The 18364-nt window shown below is 56.3% G+C and carries 16 protein-coding genes, 1 pseudogene and 1 riboswitch; of the genes and pseudogenes, 6 read left to right on the top strand and 11 right to left on the bottom strand.

Annotated elements, in window-relative coordinates:
- Positions 1 to 125: 125 nt before the first annotated feature.
- From ACN082_RS08170 to ACN082_RS08155, 4 genes are all read left to right on the top strand, one after another.
- Positions 126 to 605: a GNAT family N-acetyltransferase gene (locus tag ACN082_RS08170; RefSeq protein ID WP_419100369.1), complete on the top strand. Its 480-nt coding sequence runs from the start codon at positions 126 to 128 to the stop codon at positions 603 to 605.
- 351 nt (positions 606 to 956) lie between these two features.
- Complete coding sequence (locus ACN082_RS08165) at positions 957 to 2705, top strand: ABC transporter substrate-binding protein (protein ID WP_419100368.1); 1749 nt, start codon at positions 957 to 959, stop codon at positions 2703 to 2705.
- A 159-nt stretch (positions 2706 to 2864) separates the two neighbouring features.
- Entirely contained in the window at positions 2865 to 4397 is a 1533-nt protein-coding gene (locus tag ACN082_RS08160; RefSeq protein WP_419100367.1) for an ABC transporter permease, read from the top strand.
- Positions 4397 to 5584, top strand: coding sequence for an ABC transporter permease (locus ACN082_RS08155; protein ID WP_419100366.1), 1188 nt, complete (start codon positions 4397 to 4399; stop codon positions 5582 to 5584). The genes ACN082_RS08160 and ACN082_RS08155 overlap by 1 nt, the downstream gene beginning before the upstream one ends.
- A gap of 101 nt (positions 5585 to 5685) precedes the next feature.
- On the opposite strand, the gene ACN082_RS08150 is transcribed toward ACN082_RS08155, so the two are convergent.
- Entirely contained in the window at positions 5686 to 6306 is a 621-nt protein-coding gene (locus ACN082_RS08150; RefSeq protein ID WP_419100365.1) for a PH domain-containing protein, read from the bottom strand.
- Between the two features lie 77 nt (positions 6307 to 6383).
- Here ACN082_RS08150 and ACN082_RS08145 point away from each other — a divergent pair, with 77 nt between their 5' ends.
- Positions 6384 to 8138 (top strand): ABC transporter ATP-binding protein, encoded by a 1755-nt coding sequence (locus ACN082_RS08145; RefSeq protein WP_419100364.1) that lies wholly within the window; start codon positions 6384 to 6386, stop codon positions 8136 to 8138.
- 242 nt (positions 8139 to 8380) lie between these two features.
- Here ACN082_RS08145 and ACN082_RS08140 read toward each other — a convergent pair whose 3' ends face one another.
- Both ACN082_RS08140 and ACN082_RS08135 read right to left on the bottom strand, forming a co-directional pair.
- Entirely contained in the window at positions 8381 to 9343 is a 963-nt protein-coding gene (locus ACN082_RS08140; protein WP_419100363.1) for an NAD(P)-dependent oxidoreductase, read from the bottom strand.
- A 27-nt stretch (positions 9344 to 9370) separates the two neighbouring features.
- Entirely contained in the window at positions 9371 to 10075 is a 705-nt protein-coding gene (locus ACN082_RS08135) for a TetR/AcrR family transcriptional regulator (protein ID WP_419100362.1), read from the bottom strand.
- Between the two features lie 92 nt (positions 10076 to 10167).
- On the opposite strand from ACN082_RS08135, the gene cls reads away from it, so the two are divergent.
- Positions 10168 to 11667, top strand: a complete 1500-nt coding sequence (gene cls, locus ACN082_RS08130) for a cardiolipin synthase (RefSeq protein WP_419100361.1) — start codon at positions 10168 to 10170, stop codon at positions 11665 to 11667.
- 88 nt (positions 11668 to 11755) lie between these two features.
- Here the strand turns inward: cls and ACN082_RS08125 are convergent, their stop codons facing one another.
- From ACN082_RS08125 to ACN082_RS08090, 8 genes and pseudogenes are all read right to left on the bottom strand, one after another.
- On the bottom strand, positions 11756 to 12415 hold the full coding sequence (locus ACN082_RS08125) for a hypothetical protein (RefSeq protein WP_419100360.1): 660 nt from the start codon (positions 12413 to 12415) through the stop codon (positions 11756 to 11758).
- A gap of 354 nt (positions 12416 to 12769) precedes the next feature.
- Entirely contained in the window at positions 12770 to 13414 is a 645-nt protein-coding gene (locus tag ACN082_RS08120) for an SDR family oxidoreductase (protein WP_419100359.1), read from the bottom strand.
- A 182-nt stretch (positions 13415 to 13596) separates the two neighbouring features.
- A pseudogene (locus tag ACN082_RS08115) lies at positions 13597 to 15055 on the bottom strand (LLM class flavin-dependent oxidoreductase).
- A 109-nt stretch (positions 15056 to 15164) separates the two neighbouring features.
- Positions 15165 to 15265: riboswitch (SAM riboswitch) on the bottom strand.
- A gap of 206 nt (positions 15266 to 15471) precedes the next feature.
- Positions 15472 to 15969: a GNAT family N-acetyltransferase gene (locus ACN082_RS08110; protein ID WP_185173596.1), complete on the bottom strand. Its 498-nt coding sequence runs from the start codon at positions 15967 to 15969 to the stop codon at positions 15472 to 15474.
- Between the two features lie 9 nt (positions 15970 to 15978).
- Complete coding sequence (locus ACN082_RS08105) at positions 15979 to 16374, bottom strand: hypothetical protein (RefSeq protein WP_419100358.1); 396 nt, start codon at positions 16372 to 16374, stop codon at positions 15979 to 15981.
- A gap of 70 nt (positions 16375 to 16444) precedes the next feature.
- Positions 16445 to 16852 carry a hypothetical protein gene (locus tag ACN082_RS08100; protein WP_419100357.1) on the bottom strand — a complete coding sequence of 136 codons (408 nt, stop codon included), beginning with the start codon at positions 16850 to 16852 and terminating at the stop codon, positions 16445 to 16447.
- 52 nt (positions 16853 to 16904) lie between these two features.
- Positions 16905 to 17399 (bottom strand): hypothetical protein, encoded by a 495-nt coding sequence (locus ACN082_RS08095; RefSeq protein WP_419100356.1) that lies wholly within the window; start codon positions 17397 to 17399, stop codon positions 16905 to 16907.
- Positions 17400 to 17407: 8 nt separating this feature from the next.
- Positions 17408 to 18214: a hypothetical protein gene (locus ACN082_RS08090; protein WP_419100355.1), complete on the bottom strand. Its 807-nt coding sequence runs from the start codon at positions 18212 to 18214 to the stop codon at positions 17408 to 17410.
- Positions 18215 to 18364 lie beyond the last annotated feature (150 nt).

Raw genomic sequence — 18364 nt, 5'->3', positions numbered from 1 at the left:
AAGGCACCCTAACTGGCCAGCCCCGCCCATCAGCACCCACCGGCAGACCCCACTCAATAGACAAGCTACCGCTGCAGTTACCCACCGGTGATAGCCCCACCCTGGACGGGTTTTAGAATAGGGGCATGTTTACCGTGAAACCCTTTTATGAGCTGACTCTTGATGAGCTCAACGAGATTTACCTGCTCCGCGGGCTGGTCTTTGTGGTCGGCCAAAAGATTACCGAAGAAAACGAGATTGACCGCGCCGACCGTCACGCCTTCCATCTCTACCAGGCAACAGAAGAAGGCGAAGTACTGGCCTACCTGCGTATGCTTGACCTGTCTACCTACTCCGATGGCAGCCACCCCGCAGACCCTACTGCTTGGACACTTGGCCGGGTTGCTGTCCACCCCCGCGTCCGCGGTACCGGTCTGGGCAAAAAGCTCCTCGCTCAGGCCCTCACCTGGCTAGAAGAGAATACGGAGGCCGAACGAGTTGTGATCAGCGCCCAGGCCTACCTCAAAGATGGTTACTACGGGCCAGCCGGCTTTAAAGAGGTAGGTTCCCCCTACCTCGAAGCTGGGATCGAGCATATTCAGATGGTCCGCTCGCTAGGTGATTAGGCCCGCCGGGAGAGCCTAGCTCAGCGCCAACATATCAGCATGCTGAGGGGGTCAGAAGCCAGCCGCCACAGCTTACCAATAATTTATTTTCATGTAGAGCCCTGCATAAAGATGATTGGTTCTTCCTCTAGTTTTCAGGGGACTGTCAAAACTTTTTTGACTTTTTATGAAAGTTTTTCAGCCAAAGGAGGGTTCAGGTGGCGGGTGCCCTAAGAAGTAGCCTAATATATAGAGTACAGGTTTTGTGACTCACCACACCCCATCCCTCTGGTTGGTGCTAGACCGGCTCAGGCCGGACTAAGTGTGGGCCACAAGCCACCGAATTTTTCCCCTTCACACGAGGAGACGCCAATGCGTACAACCCGTATCTCATCAGCGCTCGGCCTATCAGCCGTTGCCGCACTCGCCCTTTCGGCCTGCGCCGGATCATCAAACACCGCCGGTGGTGGTTCAGGTTCATCGGGTGATAAGTCTGTATCCATTGCGATCACTAACGTGTTCTCGTCCCTCAACATTGGCACCGCCACGGGTAACACCGACACCAACGCCATTGTTGCTACCATGACCAACACCGGTTTCTACACCATCACCGATGAGCTCAAGGTCCGCCACAATGACTGGTTCGGCAGCTACGAGAAGAAGGATGACGGCGACGGCATCAAGGTCGAATACACCGTCAACGAGGGCCAGAAGTGGTCCGACGGCAACGAGATCGACAAGGGTGACCTGCTGCTGGCTTGGGCTTCTCAGTCAGGTTACTTTGACGGTGAAGGCGAAGACGCCGTTAGCTACTTTGAGTACGCCGGTGACACCCAGGGCCTCAAGGAAGCCGGTAAGCCCACCCTCAGTGAAGACGGCCGCTCCATTACCTTCAACTACCCCCAGGCCTTTGCTGACTGGGAGATTGCCTACGACATCGGCAAGCCCGCTCACGTGGTAGCTGAACTGGCTGGCATGGACGAAGAAACCCTGGTTCAGACCCTGGAAACCGCCACCCCCGGCGAGGAGAACGAAAACCTCCGCAAGATTGCTGATGCCTGGAAGACTAAGTTTGACACCACCACCATGCCCAGCAACAAGGCCCTGACCGTGGGTAACGGCCCCTACCTGGTAACCGGTGTTCAGGAGAACCAGTCAGTTACCCTGACCGCCAATCCCGAATACCAGGGCGAGACCAAGCCCGCCATCAACGAGGTCATCCTCAAGGTTCTGCCCGATGCCGCTGGCCAGGTACAGGCCCTGCAGAACGGCGACGTCAACGCTGTTGCCCCCCAGGCCTCCATCGACACCGTCAGCCAGCTAGAAAACCTGGAGAACGTTGTCACCGAGACCCAGCCCGACCAGTCCTACGATCACCTGGACCTGAACATGAAGGAAGGCTCCCCCTTCGCCGATGAGAACGTGCGCAAGGCCTTCTTGCTGACCGTTCCCCGCCAGGACATCGTCAACAAGCTCATTAAGCCCATGGACGATAAGGCTGAGGTTCTCAACTCCCAGCTCTACGTAGTTTCGGATGCCGATAACTACAAGAAGACTGTGGAGAGCAACAACTCCGACATGTACCCCCTGGATGATATGGACGCCAATATCGCCAAGGCCAAGGAACTGCTGGACGGTAAGACCCCCACCATCCGCATTCTCTACAACTCCAAGAACTCCAACCGCGTGAACTCCTTCCAGATGATTAAGGAGTCCGCGGAGAAGGCTGGCTTCAAGGTAGAGGACGCCGGTAGCGAGCAGTGGGGCACCCTGCTTCCCGGTGGTGACTACGAGGCCTCCATCTTCGGCTGGGTATCCCCCGGTGTAGGTAACAGCACCTTGGGCCAGATCTTCAAGACAGGCTCTTCATCCAACTTCAACAGCTACTCCAACGCCAGCGTGGATGCTTCTGCTGATCAGATCATGAAGACCACCGATGAAGCTAAGATCAACGAGCTCAAGATGTCTGCCGATGCCGAAACCTTCAAGGACGGCTACGGTCTGCCCCTCTTCCAGTCCATTGCTGTTACCTCCTACAGCGACTTCCTGAGCGGGGTCAAGCCTAAGGCAGGTTCTCAGCCCCTGACCTGGAACATTGAAGAATGGGATATTGCTAACTAGTAGCTAGCAAATGCTCAGCTCACGCTACAGTGGCTGAACTTCTTAGCCCTGTAGCTTGTTCCCCGGCGCGGACGCTCAAGCAGCGTCCGCGCCTTCTGGCTATTGAGTTAGGCTGGCAACCCCAGCACCTCTAACTCCCCAACCCACCAGGAACCTATCATGCTCATGTACTCCGTGAGGCGCTTGATTACCGCGGTTTTCATTCTCTTTGGTGCCTCCTTTCTGATCTATAACCTCGTAGCTATTGCCGGTGATCCCCTAGAAGAGCTACGAGTCTCCACCTCCCCCAATAAAGAGGCCCTGATTGCCCAGCGCATTGCGGCCCTCGACCTGGATACCCCAGCCCCTCTGCGTTACTTCAAGTGGCTAGGTGGTGTGCTGGGTTGCTTTGCCGGTAAGTGTGACTTCGGGCAGAACCTGGCTGGCACCCCGGTCACCCAGTTGCTCTCTAACGCCGTCTACCAGACCCTGACCCTGGTGCTTGCCGCAACAATTCTGGCTATCCTGATCGGTGTCTGCCTGGGTATTGTCTCGGCTCTGCGCCAGTACTCCGGGCTGGATTACACCGTTACTTTCGCCAGCTTTCTCTTCTTCTCCCTGCCCTCCTTCTGGATCGCAGTTCTGCTCAAGGAATTCCTGGCCATTGGTTTTAACGACTTCCTGCGAAACCCCGTGGTAACTATTCCCACCACCCTGCTGATCTCGGCCCTAGCCGGCCTCTTCTGGTATGCGGCCTCCTTCGGCAAGCAAAAGACCCGCTACCTCATGGGTCTGGTGGGCTTCACCCTAACCGCTGGGGCCATCATCTTTGTGTCTGCCACCCACTGGTTCCTGACCCCCTTCCTGGGGATCCCCTTCATTCTTCCCCTGGGCCTGGTTGCCGCCCTGACCTTCACCGTTTTGGTCTCCGGCCTGCGCAACCGCCGTGCCCTGGGAGCTGGCCTGAGCATGGTGGTAGTCGGTCTTGTGGCCTACTTCCCCATTCAAGGTCTGCTGGCGCAAGCTACCTTGCTGATGATCGTCATCGTCACGGCAGCCTTTATGGCCCTGGGTGTCATTCTGGGCCTGGTCTGGGGTGGCTACGACAAGGGCCAGGGGGCCCGTGTGGGTATGCTCACCGGCCTAGCTATGGCGCTGCTGATTATCGCAGACCGCTTCATGCAGGCCTGGCCCAGCTACCTCAACAGCGGCCGTATCAAGGGTCGCCCTATCCCAACGGCTAACGCCTCCACCCCTAACTTGCAGGGTGACTTCTGGATCCATGGGATTGACACCATGACCCATATCCTCCTGCCCACTATCGCCCTGACGCTGATTTCCTTGGCATCGTACTCCAGGTACTCACGTGCCTCTATGTTGGAGATCATGAACCAGGACTACATCCGCACAGCTCGCGCCAAGGGTGTCTCCGAACGTTCCGTGGTCATGAAGCACGCCTTCCGCAACGCGCTGATCCCCCTCGCAACCATTATCGCTATGGATATTGGGTCGATTATCGGTGGTGCAGCTATCACCGAACGCATCTTCGCTTTCAAGGGTATGGGTACCCTCTTCTTGGACGCGCTGGCCCAAACGGACCCTAACCCCGTCATGGGTGTCTTCTTGCTGACAGGCATCATGGCACTGACCTTTAACCTGGTTGCTGACCTTCTCTACTCAGCACTCGATCCGCGCGTGAGGGTGAAAGCATAATGAGCACCAACGAAACCACCAACAAGGGCTCGGTCGCAGAGCCCACCACCGAAACCACCGCTATGCGGGCCCTAGAGACCAACGTGGACATCCGGGCCCAGGAGTCGGTGGGTAAAACCCAGGGGCAGATTGTCCGCAAGCGCTTCCGCCAGAACACCGGTGCCGTTATCTCCCTGGTTCTCCTGGGGCTGATCCTGTTACTGGCTGTCACCTCCATTGGGGTGGGCCCGGTGCCCGGTTGGTGGGGCTACAATTACACAGAAATGAACCCCACCGTCAACGGAGCCGCCCCTAACGCCCAGCACTGGTTCGGCCAGGACGCTACCGGCCGCGACCTCTTTGCCATGACCATGCGCGGTGTTCAAAATACCTTCTTAGTGGTTACCCTCATTACCGCCATCGCGGCCTTCCTGGGGGTACTCTTTGGGGGCCTGGCAGGTTACTACCGGGGCTGGGTTGAAACCCTGATCATGCGTTTTACCGACATGGTGATCATCATCCCCCTGATCCTGCTGACCGCCGTACTGGGTAAGCTAGCCGGTAGCTACTTTAACGGTATTTGGAATACCATCATGTTCGGTGTAGTGGTGGGCTTGCTCTTCTGGGCTTCCCTGGCCCGTCTGGTGCGCGCCGAGTTCCTCTCCCTGCGTGAACGCGAATTCGTTGATGCCGCCCGTCTAGCGGGAGCCTCTGATTTGCGGATCATCTTTAAGCACATTCTGCCCAACGCTATTGGTGTAGTAACCGTGAATGTGTCCCTGATGATGAGTACGGCCATCCTAACCGAAACCGCCCTCTCCTACCTGGGCTTCGGCATTAAAGCGCCGGACTGGTCGCTGGGGTCACTGATTTCAGCTAACCAGTCAGCTTTCTCAACCCGCCCCTGGCTCTTCTGGTTCCCCGGGCTTTTCATCCTAGTAATCTCACTGGCTATCAACTTTGTGGGTGATGGTCTGCGAGATGCCTTTGATCCTCGCCAGAAGAAGTTCAACCCCAAGAAAGCCACCGAGCGTACCGCCCACTCAGCGGAGAACGGTGTGGGGGTAAGCGGTCAGACAGCCCCGGCTGAGGCAGGCCTAGCACGGACCAGCCTGGATGCTGAGCTCACCCAGCAGGGCTCAGGCCCCTCGGAGACCGTCGGCCCTGACGCTCCCGGTTCCGGTACGCCCGGTACTGGTAAAATCTGAGGCTCAGTAGCCAGCCCCGGTAGCTTTGAGAACCGTGGCGGTGGCTGAACAAGCAGCCACCGCCACCCATAAACCTATAGAGAAAAGCAGACCCCTCCTAGCTAAAGGAAGAGCCCTACCACAGTCAAGAAGACCAGGGCGCCGCAGGTGAGGATCCCCCGCAGATCAAGGGTGGATATCTGAACCGGCTCAACACCGTCAAGGGCACCGTCTTCTACCTGCTCCTGCCAGTAGCCCCGAATCATCAGGGCCAGGGCGCCTGCCGCTGAGTTCGGTAAATCCGAAGTCCGCACAGCAGAGCCGACAGCGTAGGTGATCGCGGGAAGATTGCGTAAGTCCTGACGGTGAGCCGTGAGGGAGGCAAGCATACCGCTGGCGGGCACCCCGAAGGCCTGATAGCGCTTAGTGGCTGTCACCAGGGTCAGGTGGTACCTGGTCGAGATATCAATCAGGGCCGCGTAGTTAACGGTATGGTTCACAAAAGGGTTGCGCACGGTAATTGCGTCTTGGTCAACAAGGACATCCGAGCGGCCCAGCAGGTACCAGATGGCGTAGGCTATCAGCAGTGCACCCCACCCCTGCTTGAGAAGGGCTAAGGGGCCGCCGCTGTAGGCCAAAGCCAGCAGGACGCTAAGAGCAACAAGGCCCGCACACCAGGTGTAGAGGGCAGCTGTCTTGGTCCGAAAACGTACCGGGGGGTTCTGCAAATACTGAGACTTCATAGTCTTTAGATTCTCTCAGATAAAAACCGCTCTACAAGATAAAACTCCTTAACCAAACCTAAGAGTTGGGAAAACTAGTGAATACTCCAGTAACTCAGCAGACCGCTAGCCCGGTGCTTGAAGTTCGTGACCTCAGCGTCGACTTCGGTGTCGAACGCAAGTGGGTTCCCGCCGCCATTAACCTCAGCTACGAGGTTCATGCCGGTGAGGTACTCGCTATTGTGGGTGAATCAGGCTCCGGTAAGTCCGTCTCCTCTATGGGTATGATCGGCCTGCTCCCCAAGAACGCCCGGGTCACTGGATCCGTTAAGCTCAACGGCCGTGAACTGATTGGGCTCTCTAATACCGACTTGCTCAGCGTGCGCGGTGAAGAGGTCGCGGTCATCTTCCAGGAACCTATGACCGCTATGAACCCGGTCATGACCGTGGGGGATCAGATTATTGAGACCCTGCGAATTCACAAGGACATCTCACCCGCTCAGGCTAAAGACGAAGCTCTTAAAATGCTTGAGCTGGTGGAGATGCCTGACCCGGTCAAGGCCTTTAATTCCTACCCGCACCAGATGTCCGGTGGGCAGCGCCAGCGCGCTATGATCGCCCAGTCACTGTCCACCAACCCCAAGCTCCTGATTGCCGATGAGCCCACTACGGCACTGGATGTGACCGTGCAGGCTGAGATTCTTCAGCTCATGCGTAACTTGCAGAAGAAGCTCAACTCAGCAATTATTCTGATTACTCACGACATGGGTGTTGTTGCTGACCTGGCTGACCGGGTAGCGGTTATGCGCCGAGGGGAGATTGTGGAGACCGGTGAAATCCACGATATCTTCAATAACCCCCAGCACGAGTACACCAAGGCTCTGCTAGGCTCGGTGCTCCACCTGGGCGGTGATGAGATTGATGTGAACGCAGCCATTGACGATGCCGCTGAAGGCCAGCGCCCGCCAACGGCTGTCATCAACCAGGTACTCCCCCCGCCCAAGGCAGATGGTGAGGTTATCCTGGAGCTTAAGAACGTTGCCCTGGAATACCCCAAGCAGGGCCGGGTTGGTCCCTTCCGAGCGGTTACCGACGCTAACCTTCAGATCCGGGCCGGTGAGGTGCTGGGTCTGGTGGGTGAGTCCGGCTCCGGTAAGTCCACCATTGGCCGCGCTACCGTGGGGTTCTTGCAGGTTGCCGAGGGTGAGCTGAACGTTTGTGGTGTTGATATGCGCAAACCCAGCCGTAAGGACCTGGCCCAGGTGCGTAAGGATGTTGGCATGGTCTTCCAGGATCCTTCTTCTTCCTTGAACCCCCGACTGCCCATTGGTGAATCTATTGGGGAGCCTATGATGCTGGCCGGTGAGGCCAAGGGCGATGCTCTACAGAAGCGGATTGAGGAGCTACTCGACCGGGTTGAGTTGCCCCGCTCTTACCGTAACCGTTACCCGCATGAGCTCTCGGGCGGGCAGAAACAGCGTGTGGGTATTGCCCGTGCGCTGTCCCTCAAGCCTAAGCTCCTGATCGCCGATGAGCCGACCAGTGCCTTGGATGTGTCTGTGCAGGCTCGTGTGCTGGAACTCTTCCAGGAGCTTCAGCAGGAGATGGGCTTCGCCTGCCTCTTTGTGACCCACGACCTGGCTGTTATTGACGCTCTGGCCGACCGTATTGCGGTCATGCGCCGAGGGGAGATTGTAGAGCAGGGGACGCGTGAGCAGATCCTGCGCCACCCCAAACAGGCCTATACTCAGCGTCTGCTGGCTGCTGTTCCCCTACCTGATCCCGATGCTCAGGCCCAGCGCCGGGAGCTTCGCGCCAAGCTACTGGAAGAGAACGGCAAAGTTGACGACTAGGGTTCGCTCTAGCTGACAAAGGGGCCGCCCCACCTATTGCAGGTGGGGCGGCCCTATTTTTTGAAGTCTTGAGGTGCCAGTACCCTACCTACCCATAGGCGGTGTGACCGTTAGCTGGCTCGGATCTGGCGTTAAGGGGCGCTAACGGGAGCGCCGCCTACGGGTGCCTGTAGAACTGTGTGACCGTTGGTTGGCTCGGGTCTGGCGTTAAGCGGGGCGCTGAGCGAGAGAAGGAGAGAAAACTAGTTCATCCTGTTGCGCCAGTTAGCGGTCTTATCTGCTCGTTGGTCGCGCAGAGCTTGCAGGTTCTGGGCAATCAGGGGCTCCGGCTCAACGGGGCGGCCACCGGCGGAGTGAGGGGTGATGACCAGGTTCTTGGCTCCCCAGAGCGGGTCGGCGGGGTCCAGAGGTTCCTGATCGACGACGTCAATGGCGGCACCCGCGATGGAACCACTGTTGAGGGCTTCAATGAGGGCGGCATCGTCAACGGTGGGGCCGCGACCCACATTGATTACGTAGGCGCGCTCGGGGAGTTTGGCTAGGCGGGCGGCGTCCAGCGAGTTTTTGGTTTCTTCTGAGTTGGGCAGAATCATGACCAGGATGTCGGTGGTGGGTAGAACCGAGTCGATGTCTTCGGTGGCGATGACGGGGAACCCTTCGCGTTCCCCTGCGCTGCGGGCTACACCTGTGACGTTGGCGCCGAAGGCCGCGAAGAGGCGGGCGGTTGCGGTGCCGATGGAGCCGAAGCCCCAGATGGTGACGTTGGCGCCGAGCAGGGTGGTGACCTGGTTGGCGGGGTGGAGTTCCTGGGGGCCGCCTAGCTCGCCGGCCCAGTAGTTCTTGGTCTGGTGTTCTGCCAGGGTGGGTAAGAAGCGTACGAAGTTGAGTGTTAGCGCTAGGGTGTGTTCTGCGACGGTTTTTGAGTGGAGGCCGCTACCAGAGGCAATGACGGCTTCGGGGCGGAATCCTGCGGCGCGGGCCTGGTCGGGGCCAGCGAGGAGTGCCTGGACCAGCTCTACCTTGTGGAGATTGGTTGCGGCGTTTTTGAGCTGGTCGTTGGTGTTGCCCCAGGCGATGAGTACTTCCGCGTCGTGGTGCTCGGGGGAGATGTTTGCGGTGGGGTCGTAGCTGATGAGCTGGTCCTCGGTGGTGAGGCCTAGTAGCTCTTCGTTGAGGCGAATGGAGGTGGGGGCGAGTATTTTCATGGGGTTCTCCTTTGATCTGGGGTGGGTTTAGGGTATGCCGTGTGAGGGCAGACCTGTTGGTGTGTCTTCGCGGAGTAGGTAGCGGAAGGTTGATACGGCTTCTCTAATGAGGGTATCGCGTTGGGGGCCCACTGGGATACCCTGGGTGACGTCGATGTAGCGGAGTATGGCTGTGGTGATGCAGATGGCGGCTTGAACCATGTGTTCACCGTGCTGGTTTGCGTCCGTTTCTGTACGGAAGATGATGGGGCCTCGGCGGCCGCGCTGTGAGAAAGTTTGCCAGTCTACGGTTCGAAGGAAGTCTGCTAGGACGTTCTCGCAGGTGAGATGGTGTGTTTTCATGCGGAACCGGAGCTCGGGGTAGGTGCTCAGGAGTTCTTTGATTTGGGGGTAGGTGGGGCCGTCTACTGAGTGCACCAGGATGTCGATGAGTAGGTGAGCTATACGCTCGAAAATGTAGGTGTCTCCCCTGGTCTGATCTCGTTGGAGGATTTCATCGGTGAGTTCGGGGGCGCGCAGGCCGAGGACGGCGTCTTCTTTTCCGGCGAAGTAGTTAAAGAGGGTTCGGGGGCTGACCTGGGCTTTTTCTGCGATTTCTTCGGTGGTTGTACCTTTGAGGCCTTTGTCTATCACCAGGCTGAGGGCAGCTTGGTGGATCGCTGCATGGGTTCGTTCACGGCGCTGTTGACGAACCGACGGGGTGGGCTTCTCTGCGGGGGTGGGTGTGTTCACCCCATCAGTCTAGTGCAGGGCCCGGGGGCTTACCTATCTTATGTAGTGGGTTGGCGGGGCTCTACCTGTGGGCAAGCCGGTAAACTGGGAGGGTGAATCTTAGCCTCCCTTTTCTTAATTTAGCGAACCTCCCTGACTGGCTTTCTGTTTCTTTGGTCGTCATCGATATTTTGATTCGTCTGACCGTTATTTTCTGGTTGCCTTATAACCGTAAGCCTGTGGTGGCGCTGGGCTGGCTGATGGCTATCTTCTATATCCCTTATGTGGGTCTGCTTGCCTTCCTGGTTTTTGGTTCTAATCTGGTGCCTAAGCACCGGCTGAGCCGTCAGCGTACGATGAACAGTATTATCAAGGATGCTATTGAGGGTGATGAGGCGGTTCTGGGGAGCCCCGTCCTGTCGGAGCCCGCCCGTGTGGCAGCTAATTTGAATTACAAGCTGGGTGCTCTGCCGCTTATTGGGGGTAATAGCTTTGAGTTGCGCCACGATAATAACGCGGCTCTACTAGAGATTGCTGAGCATATTGATAGGGCACGGACCTATGTTCACTTCGAGTTTTATATCACCGGCCTGGACGCTACAACGGAGCCGCTTTGGGACGCTCTGATTCGTGCGCACCAGCGGGGGGTTGCGGTGCATGTGCTCATCGATCATATTGGCTCCCGCAAGTACCCGAGGTGGAAGGAACTACAGCGCAAACTCAATCAGGCAGGGGTTCCGTGGCATTTGATGCTTCCTCTGAAGCCTTGGAAGGGCCAGTGGCAGCGCCCTGACCTGCGTAATCACCGCAAGATTGTGGTGATTGATGGTGAGATGGCGTTTACGGGTTCGCAGAACGCTATTGATCGCACCTATAACCTCCCAAAGAATCTTAGAAAGGGCCTAGAGTGGAAGGATCTTTCTTTCTTTTGCACCGGACCGGTTGTTCATGAGCTTAACGCGGTTTTTGTGTCGGACTGGTATGCGGAGACTAAGGAGCTTTTGCTCAACGAAATTGATGCAGATATTGAGGCTCATGAGGACCCAACCCAGGACTCGCAGCGCCCGCTGGCCCAGATTGTGCCGTCTGGCCCGGGTTTTGAAACGGAAAATAATCTGCGCCTGATTAACCACCTGATTTATAACGCTGAGGAGCGAATCATTATCTGCTCCCCCTACTTTGTGCCTGAGTCAACGCTCTTGCAGGCGCTGACTAACATGGCGCTCTCCGGTATTGATGTGACCCTGATTGTGTGCGAGAAGGGGGATCAGTTCCTGCCGATTATGGGTCAGCGTTCTTACTATGAGGAGCTTTTGAGGTCGGGGGTTAAGATTCAGCAGTACCCCGGCCCTACCGTCCTGCATTCTAAGTTCATGATTGTTGATGATGAGCTGACCTTTATTGGGTCCTCTAATATGGATCCGCGTTCTTTTGCGCTGAACTTTGAGGTCTCTACTTTTATCGTGAGCCCGTCCATGGTGAAGGAGCTGGAGCAGGTCGCTCAGGAGTACATCGCTGACTGCAAGCGGTTGCGCTACGATGAGTGGATTTACCGGCCGGTGCGCTATAAGGTCATGGAGAACGTGTGCCGTCTGTGGAGCGCTCTGCTCTAGCCTCTTTTCTGTTGCACACGCAGGAGTCATGAAAACCGCCACCCGGGTTATAGCCCAGGTGGCGGTGGTTTAAGCCCTCCCGAAAACCTTAGGAATCGTAGCTAATTGAATCCATCTTTTCTAGGTACTTGTTACCGTTAATCTTCCAGGCCCCATCGACGTAGCGAACGGGGATGTGGTTGAAGAAGTCCTTCATGGATTCTGTTGCGCTATCGGTCTCTGCAAGAGCTTTGACGGGGATTTCCACCTGGGTTCCGTCTAGGCTGAGCTCATCCAGGTTGATTTTGTTATTATCCAGGCTGATTTCTGTACCGTCCATGGTGAACCCAAGTACCAGGATGAAGTTCAAGAAGTCCAGGGTAAGTTTTTTGTTGTCATCCATGTCGCTGTAGTCAATCAGGTCATGGATCTTGAGGCTATCTGAGCTCACAACTTTACGTAGAAGGTCCTGATCTTCTGGGCTCAGTTCAGAGAAAAACTGTTCTAGGTCTGCAACGGTTTCGATGTCCCGGTCAGCGCCAGAAAAAATTTCTGTGAAGCGTGCTTGTTCGTCTGCGGAGAGTGCGCTCTCTAAGGCGGTGGGGTCTACGTCGGTCATGGCAGTAGCGTAGTCATCTGCCAAGGTCTGAACACCGTTGAGATTGGCCTGAGCCACTGATGCAGAGGCTGAAGCAGCAGCCTCTTGAGCTTTCTCGGGGTTAGCGCCGCAACCGGTGAAGGCAAGTGCGCCAATGAGCAGGGCTGACACCAGAGCTGAATATGAACGGGGGGGTAGCCATGTGTTTTCCTTTGAACAGTTTGTGTGTAACTCGTCTAGGCTATAATTTTTGGTGTCCCCTTTCCTTGATATTTCGGTAAATCTTGCACAATATCTCTGAGTATTAATAGACGCTAGAACGAATGGGCAGGGCTATGATGAGGATGTTTACGCTGGCGCAACAGCTATGGGTTGTGTTGTAGCCGGTGTGCCCGTTAGCTGGCTCGGGGCTGGCGTTAAGGGGTGCTAGCTTACTCCCTCCCTGTAGCCGGTGTGCCCGTTAGCTGGCTCGGGGCTGGCGTTAAGGGTGCTAACGGGCGCACCGGCTAGAGGAAGAAGCCTACCCTATGCCCCAATTGCGCGAATAGCATCTGCGATAGGAGTATCCCCATCGCTCATCTGAATAATGGTTCCGTAAGTATTTTTGGCTTCGAGAACCTCTGCCAGAACCTTGGCAACATTGGGAATCGTGTTGGGCTGGGGCTTTTCAACACCAATCTGGATACGGCCGCTCCCCTCTGCCGCTTCGACCAGTGTGCCCGGCTGCACGATGGTGTAGTCGAGGCCTGTGTGGTGGATGAGCCACTTGTCGGCAAAGAACTTGGCGATGTTGTAGTTGGTGATCTTGGAGAGGTCGGACTCGGCCCATTTCTCGGGTTCAGTTGCGAAGATGGAGCTCAGCATAATGAACCGCTTAATCCGAGCTTTTTCGCTGGCCTGCATGAGCTTCACGGCGCCGAAAGCATCGGTTTGTAGCAGGTCTTGGCCGCGAGAACCGGCGACGAAGTAGACCGCGTCACTGCCCTGGATCAGTTCAGCGAGCGGGGCGACCTCGGCGTGTAGGTCCAGGTGTACAGGGTGGACGCCCTCTAGCTGTAGAACTTTTTCGGGGCTCCGGGCACCGGCTACTACCGTGTGCCCTTGGGCGACCAGCTCCTTGATGAGTACTTCTGCGACTCGTCCTGTGGCTCCTGCGATAAAGGTTTGCATTGCTCTAGTTTCCTTCCCTGATGCTGATGCACGAATATACGTGCTGTCTTGGGACACTATCACTCCTGCATCTTTGGCATAAGGCCTGTAGCGCTGAGCGTAAGTACGGTTTGTTGCCGCCCAAAGACTGCGCGCCCCCGCTGCTTGAGCGGGGCGCACATCTGTTACAGGCCGGTTATGCTCTACTGGTTTTCGGCATCGTAGGCTTCCTGGGCCAGTTTGAGGAAATCACGGGCCGGGGTATCTGCTGCAGAGGGCTTGCCCACGTAGGCCCCACGGTACTTAGCGGCAGGGTGGCGCTCATCGACGTGCTTGTGGCCCTCGCCGAAGAGGCTCTCACGCAGGGTGCTGCCCTGGTAGGAGGTGCGGTAGCGGCCGCGCTTCTGTAGCTCGGGGACCACGAAGTCTACGAAGTCCTCAAAGGAGCCGGGTGAGACGTGGTAGGCAAGGTTGATACCGTCCAGGCCGCCCTCGTCAATCCAGTGTTCGAGCTGGTCGGCAACGGTCTGGGGTGAGCCGACCAGGACCGCGCCCATACCGCCGGTGGCGCAGTGTTCGGCGATATCCTTGCGGGTCCACTCGCGTTCCTTGTCCTGCAGGGTGAAGGGGGTGAGGAAGGACTGGATGGATTCGGTCTGAACGTATTTGAGTGCTTCGTCCTCATCAAACTGGTCAAGGTCCAGGCCGCTCCAGCCACCGATGATGCCCTGGGAGGATTCAAGGTTCTGGTACTCAAGGTATTCCTCGTACTTGGCCTGAGCCTTCTCGTCGGTCTCATCGACAACAACCGAGAGCATGGCAAGAATCTTGACGTCATCACGCTTGCGACCGGCCTTTTCCGCCTCGTTGCGGATACGTTCGGTCAGTACCTTGGTCAGGTGGGGGCGCAGGGCGGTGATGAAGATAGCCTCAGCATGCTGGCCTGAGAAGGCCTGGCCGCGGCTAGAGGCACCGGCCTGGAAGATAACCGGGGTGCGCTGGGGGGGAGGGCTCAGTCAGGGCGATACCCGGCACCTGGAAGTACTTGCCCTTATGCAGGATGGGGTGGACCTTAGCGGGGTCGGCAAAGATACCGTTTTCGCGGTCGCGCAGAACAGAGTCATCTTCCCAGGAGCCTTCCCAGAGCTTGTAGCAGACGTCCAAGAACTCTTCGGCGATTTCGTAGCGCTCGTCGTGCTCAATCTGGCCGGGGAGCCCCTGGTTTTCAGCGGCGGACTGTAGGTAGGAGGTAACCACGTTGAAGCCTACGCGCCCGCCGGTCAGGTGGTCCAGGGTGGAGTAGGCGCGGGCTAGGGTGTAGGGCTGGTTGTAGGTTACGGCGGCGGTTACGCCAAAGCCCAGGTGTTCGGTGACAGCGGCCATGGCTGAAATTTGGAGGAAGGGGTCACCTACGGGGACCTGGGCACCGTCTTTGAGGACGGGGGCTACGGAGTCCTTGTAGACGTCGTACACGCCCACAACGTCGGCGATGAAGACCGCGTCGAAGAGGCCCTTTTCGCAGACCTTGGCGAGGTCGGTCCAGTATTTGATGGTGTTGTACTCGTCGGCTCGTGAGCGCGGGTGCCTCCATAGGCCGAAGCTCTGGTGGCTGGTGGTGGTCATATCAAAGGCGTTGACGACGATGCGCTTTTTCTCGGTCATGCTGGGGTGGCCCTTTCCTCAGGTAGCGTGTCCTACCCCCTGCGCCCGTACACGGCCTTGCACCTAGGGAAAAGGCGCCCTGCCCTATATCAGAGGGTGGCGCCTGGTTGCGCCGTACTTGCATTACTGCCTGATCTTCATCTGGGGCACCCCGCTACGGGAGAGGGGTGCCGCCCAGCTAGCCAGAGCTTGTCGCTGGGTCTCATGATCATTTGTCTACCAGTGAAACAGACCACGCTGGCAACGGGCAAGAACCGACCGTCACGTTACTTTCTGTGACCGAATATTTCGTGTGTTGGGTGCCCCCACCCCGTTCATAATCGTCATGTTCTTGCCCGGGTAAGGTCTTACAGGTATGGGCTAGTCGCCGACCTATTACCGCGCAACCGAACTAGATAGTAGCCGGAGAGAGGGGTTTAGGAAGTAGCGAAATCTCTGAGGCTTGAGCCTTCTAAACGGTAGCCCAACCATTGGGACTGGTAGGTTGCGCCAATACTTTCATAGAAGTTTCGGGCTGGCTCATTCCAATCAAGGACTACCCAGTCAAGGCGCTTATAGCCACGCTCATGCGCCGTGTCAGCAAGTTTCTTGAGTAGAGCTTTACCGCCCCCAGACCCCCGAGCTTCGGGGCGAACGTAGAGGTCTTCAAGATAGATTCCGTGGCTACCTTCCCACGTTGAATAGTTGAGGAACCATAGGGCAAAACCGTCAATGCGGCGGCCAGGGGTATGGGATTCAAGCACGTACGCAAAAATTGCTGGGTGCTCGCAGAAGAGTTGTTGCGTGAGCGTGCTGACCTTATTTTTTACAGTGCTTTCAGGCTCTTTTTCGTAGGCCGCGAGGTCTTTGATGAGTTGAATGATTTCGGGGACGTCTTCGGCTGTAGCGGTACGGATGCTATTCGGGGTGTTCATACTTTGATTCTACTGCGGGGTGTTCTCCGGAATAATCACAAACTCCGCAGCAGTATTCCCAGGATTCCACGACAAAGGACCAATCATAAAAACCAGCTTCTGCCCCTGATACTGGTTCACCAAATCAATATTCTTCAACAGATCATCAGTGCCGCCAACCACTTTAGGGGTGATAATTAATCCGCACTCAGTAGTTTCTACAGCTATCGCATTTTTACTAGAAGCTACCTTAGTGCCGGTACCCCCTCTAGAAAACCGAGCCGATTCAACAGTACATTCTCTAGGCTCACTATACTTTGAATTCATATAATTCATAAACGGCGTAAAAAGGATAAAGGGCAAACAAAAAATTCCGAAACCAATGTAACAGAGTATTTCTTTACGTGTTAGCTTCCGCTTTTCCATCTGCTCCCCCCTCCAGACACAGCGCAGCCTTACTCTCTGTCATTTCTAGCTACAAACCCACACAAGAAAACTATTCAGAAGATCCAAAATTCACAGGAGAACCATCAGCCTCCTTAATATCCTGAATATTATAGAAATTATCAAATACAAGATACTTATTCACCACAAAAATATACTTCTTACCCACCACCAAACTATCCGTCGTCTCCTCCATACCCACACCATCCAACACAGGACGATAAAGCATCAAAGTCCCACACTCCTCCGTCACAACAGACGAATCAGGACTCGGTGAACTAATCTTTCCCGAACCACGCATACGCCAGACGGTCGAGGCAGACTTCACGGTACAGGTCATCTCCTGGGTATAGTGCGAATCCGTGTACCGTTTAACAGGGGTCATCGCCATAGCAAATAATACGAAAATTATCCAATATAGAATCCAATTCTCCCGTATATAGTTAAAAACCTTTTTCATCAGCACCCCCTACCTTTTTCGGAACAAAATACGCTCGCCGAGCACCCAAATCCTAAGATTTCTGCTCCACCGGCACCTCAACAAACCGACCATCCGCACCAGCACGCAACCGCATCCCACGGCGAGCACGATCATTAATCACCTCAATCTGCGCCTCCGTCTCGTACATAGAATGGAAATACTCCAACTCACCCAAAGCAGGACGAGCCGAAATCTCAAAAGACAAAGCCGAAGGTAACTGCCGGCCAATCCAATACCTATTCACAGTAGAACAACCCGAAAAAGAACGAACCTCCATAGCCTTCTCAAACCGAGCAACCCTCATCTTGACTCGATTCACCCAAGACTCATCAGCCCTAAACACCACCGGACGGTCATACCCACCACGCCCAGCAACACCAAACGTCACCGTAGCCTGGCCCTGAGCGTCCTGCCCAAAAACCACATCCGCCACACTAATATCCGTAAAACCTAAAACCCAGGCATGACGACGCGCGAAATCCTCACCCGGGGTCTGCACCAGATACATCCCGCGGTGATCAACCACTAAATCAACTATGCGAGTATCGGTGGGGTGAGCTTGGGTCCCTGCTCAAAAAACTTCTGTTCGGCTCGCCAGAGCATGGCGCCTTCTGGGGCAAGGCCGGTGAAGGTGAAGTCCCCGGTGACGGTGCCTCGGATGCGTAGCCGGTCAAGGGGTTTGCTGGGGAAGTACTCACGGTATACGGCATCAGAGTCAACGCTGAAGGCCCAGATAGCGATCTCGCAGGCGGTTGGTGCTGGGCCGGTTGGGTAGGTGTAGGGAGGTAGTTCACGCCCTTCTAGCATGGTGCTGGTGTTAATGGGGCGGGTGGTGTGTTTGGTGTGGGGGTTGATGTCTTGTGCGTGGGGGTTGTTGGTGGGCAGGGGCCAGGTGCGGAGGCCGATGTAGAGGTTTTCGATGTTGGCTATATCGTGTGTGCTGGTGATGCCTTTGTGGCTGAGGTGGGCTAGTCGGTAGGCGCGGAGTTCTTTCCACCAGTGGGGTCGGTAGCCTAAGTAGGGGATGGTTTGTCCGCCGATGAGGCCCATGAGCAGGGCGAAGGCGAGGGAGCCTATGAAGGTGATGCCGAATCCGGCGGATATCCAGAACCATACTGGGTGGTTTACCCGGTCTTGGAGCCCTAAATCATTAATGATGATTGCTCCAAGCATGCCTATGAGGGAGAGGCCTATGTAGGGTACCAGGGTGATCCACATATCGAAGGGGTCGATGCCTTGTTGGGCGGTGACCCAGATGCGGTTGCGGCTGTTGGCCATGAGGGTCCAGGTGATGATGAGGAGGGTGATGAGGGTGATGAGGAATATGTAGTATGCAGGCATGGTGTTCTTTCTCTGTGTGGTTACTTGAACCAGTTCCCCACGGTTTCTGCTACTTTGTCGGTGAGTCCGGTTTCTCTGTTTCAGCCGGCTGCCGGGCTAGTTTGAACTGCCGATAAAGTTGTCGGCGGCGCTAGAGTTCTTATTCGTCCC

The sequence above is a fragment of the Rothia sp. CCM 9417 genome (genome assembly GCF_048513575.1).
Taxonomy (GTDB): domain Bacteria; phylum Actinomycetota; class Actinomycetes; order Actinomycetales; family Micrococcaceae; genus Rothia.
Note: the sequence above shows the minus strand (reverse complement) of the source record. Positions and strands in the feature narration are given on the sequence as shown.

What these genes read in the sequence shown, in the direction of transcription:
- ACN082_RS08170 (WP_419100369.1), top strand. Translation starts at nt 126, where the DNA reads ATGTTTACCGTGAAACCCTTTTATGAGCTGACTCTTGATGAGCTCAAC.
- ACN082_RS08165 (WP_419100368.1), top strand. Translation starts at nt 957, where the DNA reads ATGCGTACAACCCGTATCTCATCAGCGCTCGGCCTATCAGCCGTTGCC.
- ACN082_RS08160 (WP_419100367.1), top strand. Translation starts at nt 2,865, where the DNA reads ATGCTCATGTACTCCGTGAGGCGCTTGATTACCGCGGTTTTCATTCTC.
- ACN082_RS08155 (WP_419100366.1), top strand. Translation starts at nt 4,397, where the DNA reads ATGAGCACCAACGAAACCACCAACAAGGGCTCGGTCGCAGAGCCCACC.
- ACN082_RS08150 (WP_419100365.1), bottom strand. Translation starts at nt 6,306, where the DNA reads ATGAAGTCTCAGTATTTGCAGAACCCCCCGGTACGTTTTCGGACCAAG.
- ACN082_RS08140 (WP_419100363.1), bottom strand. Translation starts at nt 9,343, where the DNA reads ATGAAAATACTCGCCCCCACCTCCATTCGCCTCAACGAAGAGCTACTA.
- ACN082_RS08120 (WP_419100359.1), bottom strand. Translation starts at nt 13,414, where the DNA reads ATGCAAACCTTTATCGCAGGAGCCACAGGACGAGTCGCAGAAGTACTC.
- ACN082_RS08110 (WP_185173596.1), bottom strand. Translation starts at nt 15,969, where the DNA reads ATGAACACCCCGAATAGCATCCGTACCGCTACAGCCGAAGACGTCCCC.
- ACN082_RS08105 (WP_419100358.1), bottom strand. Translation starts at nt 16,374, where the DNA reads ATGGAAAAGCGGAAGCTAACACGTAAAGAAATACTCTGTTACATTGGT.
- ACN082_RS08100 (WP_419100357.1), bottom strand. Translation starts at nt 16,852, where the DNA reads ATGAAAAAGGTTTTTAACTATATACGGGAGAATTGGATTCTATATTGG.
- ACN082_RS08090 (WP_419100355.1), bottom strand. Translation starts at nt 18,214, where the DNA reads ATGCCTGCATACTACATATTCCTCATCACCCTCATCACCCTCCTCATC.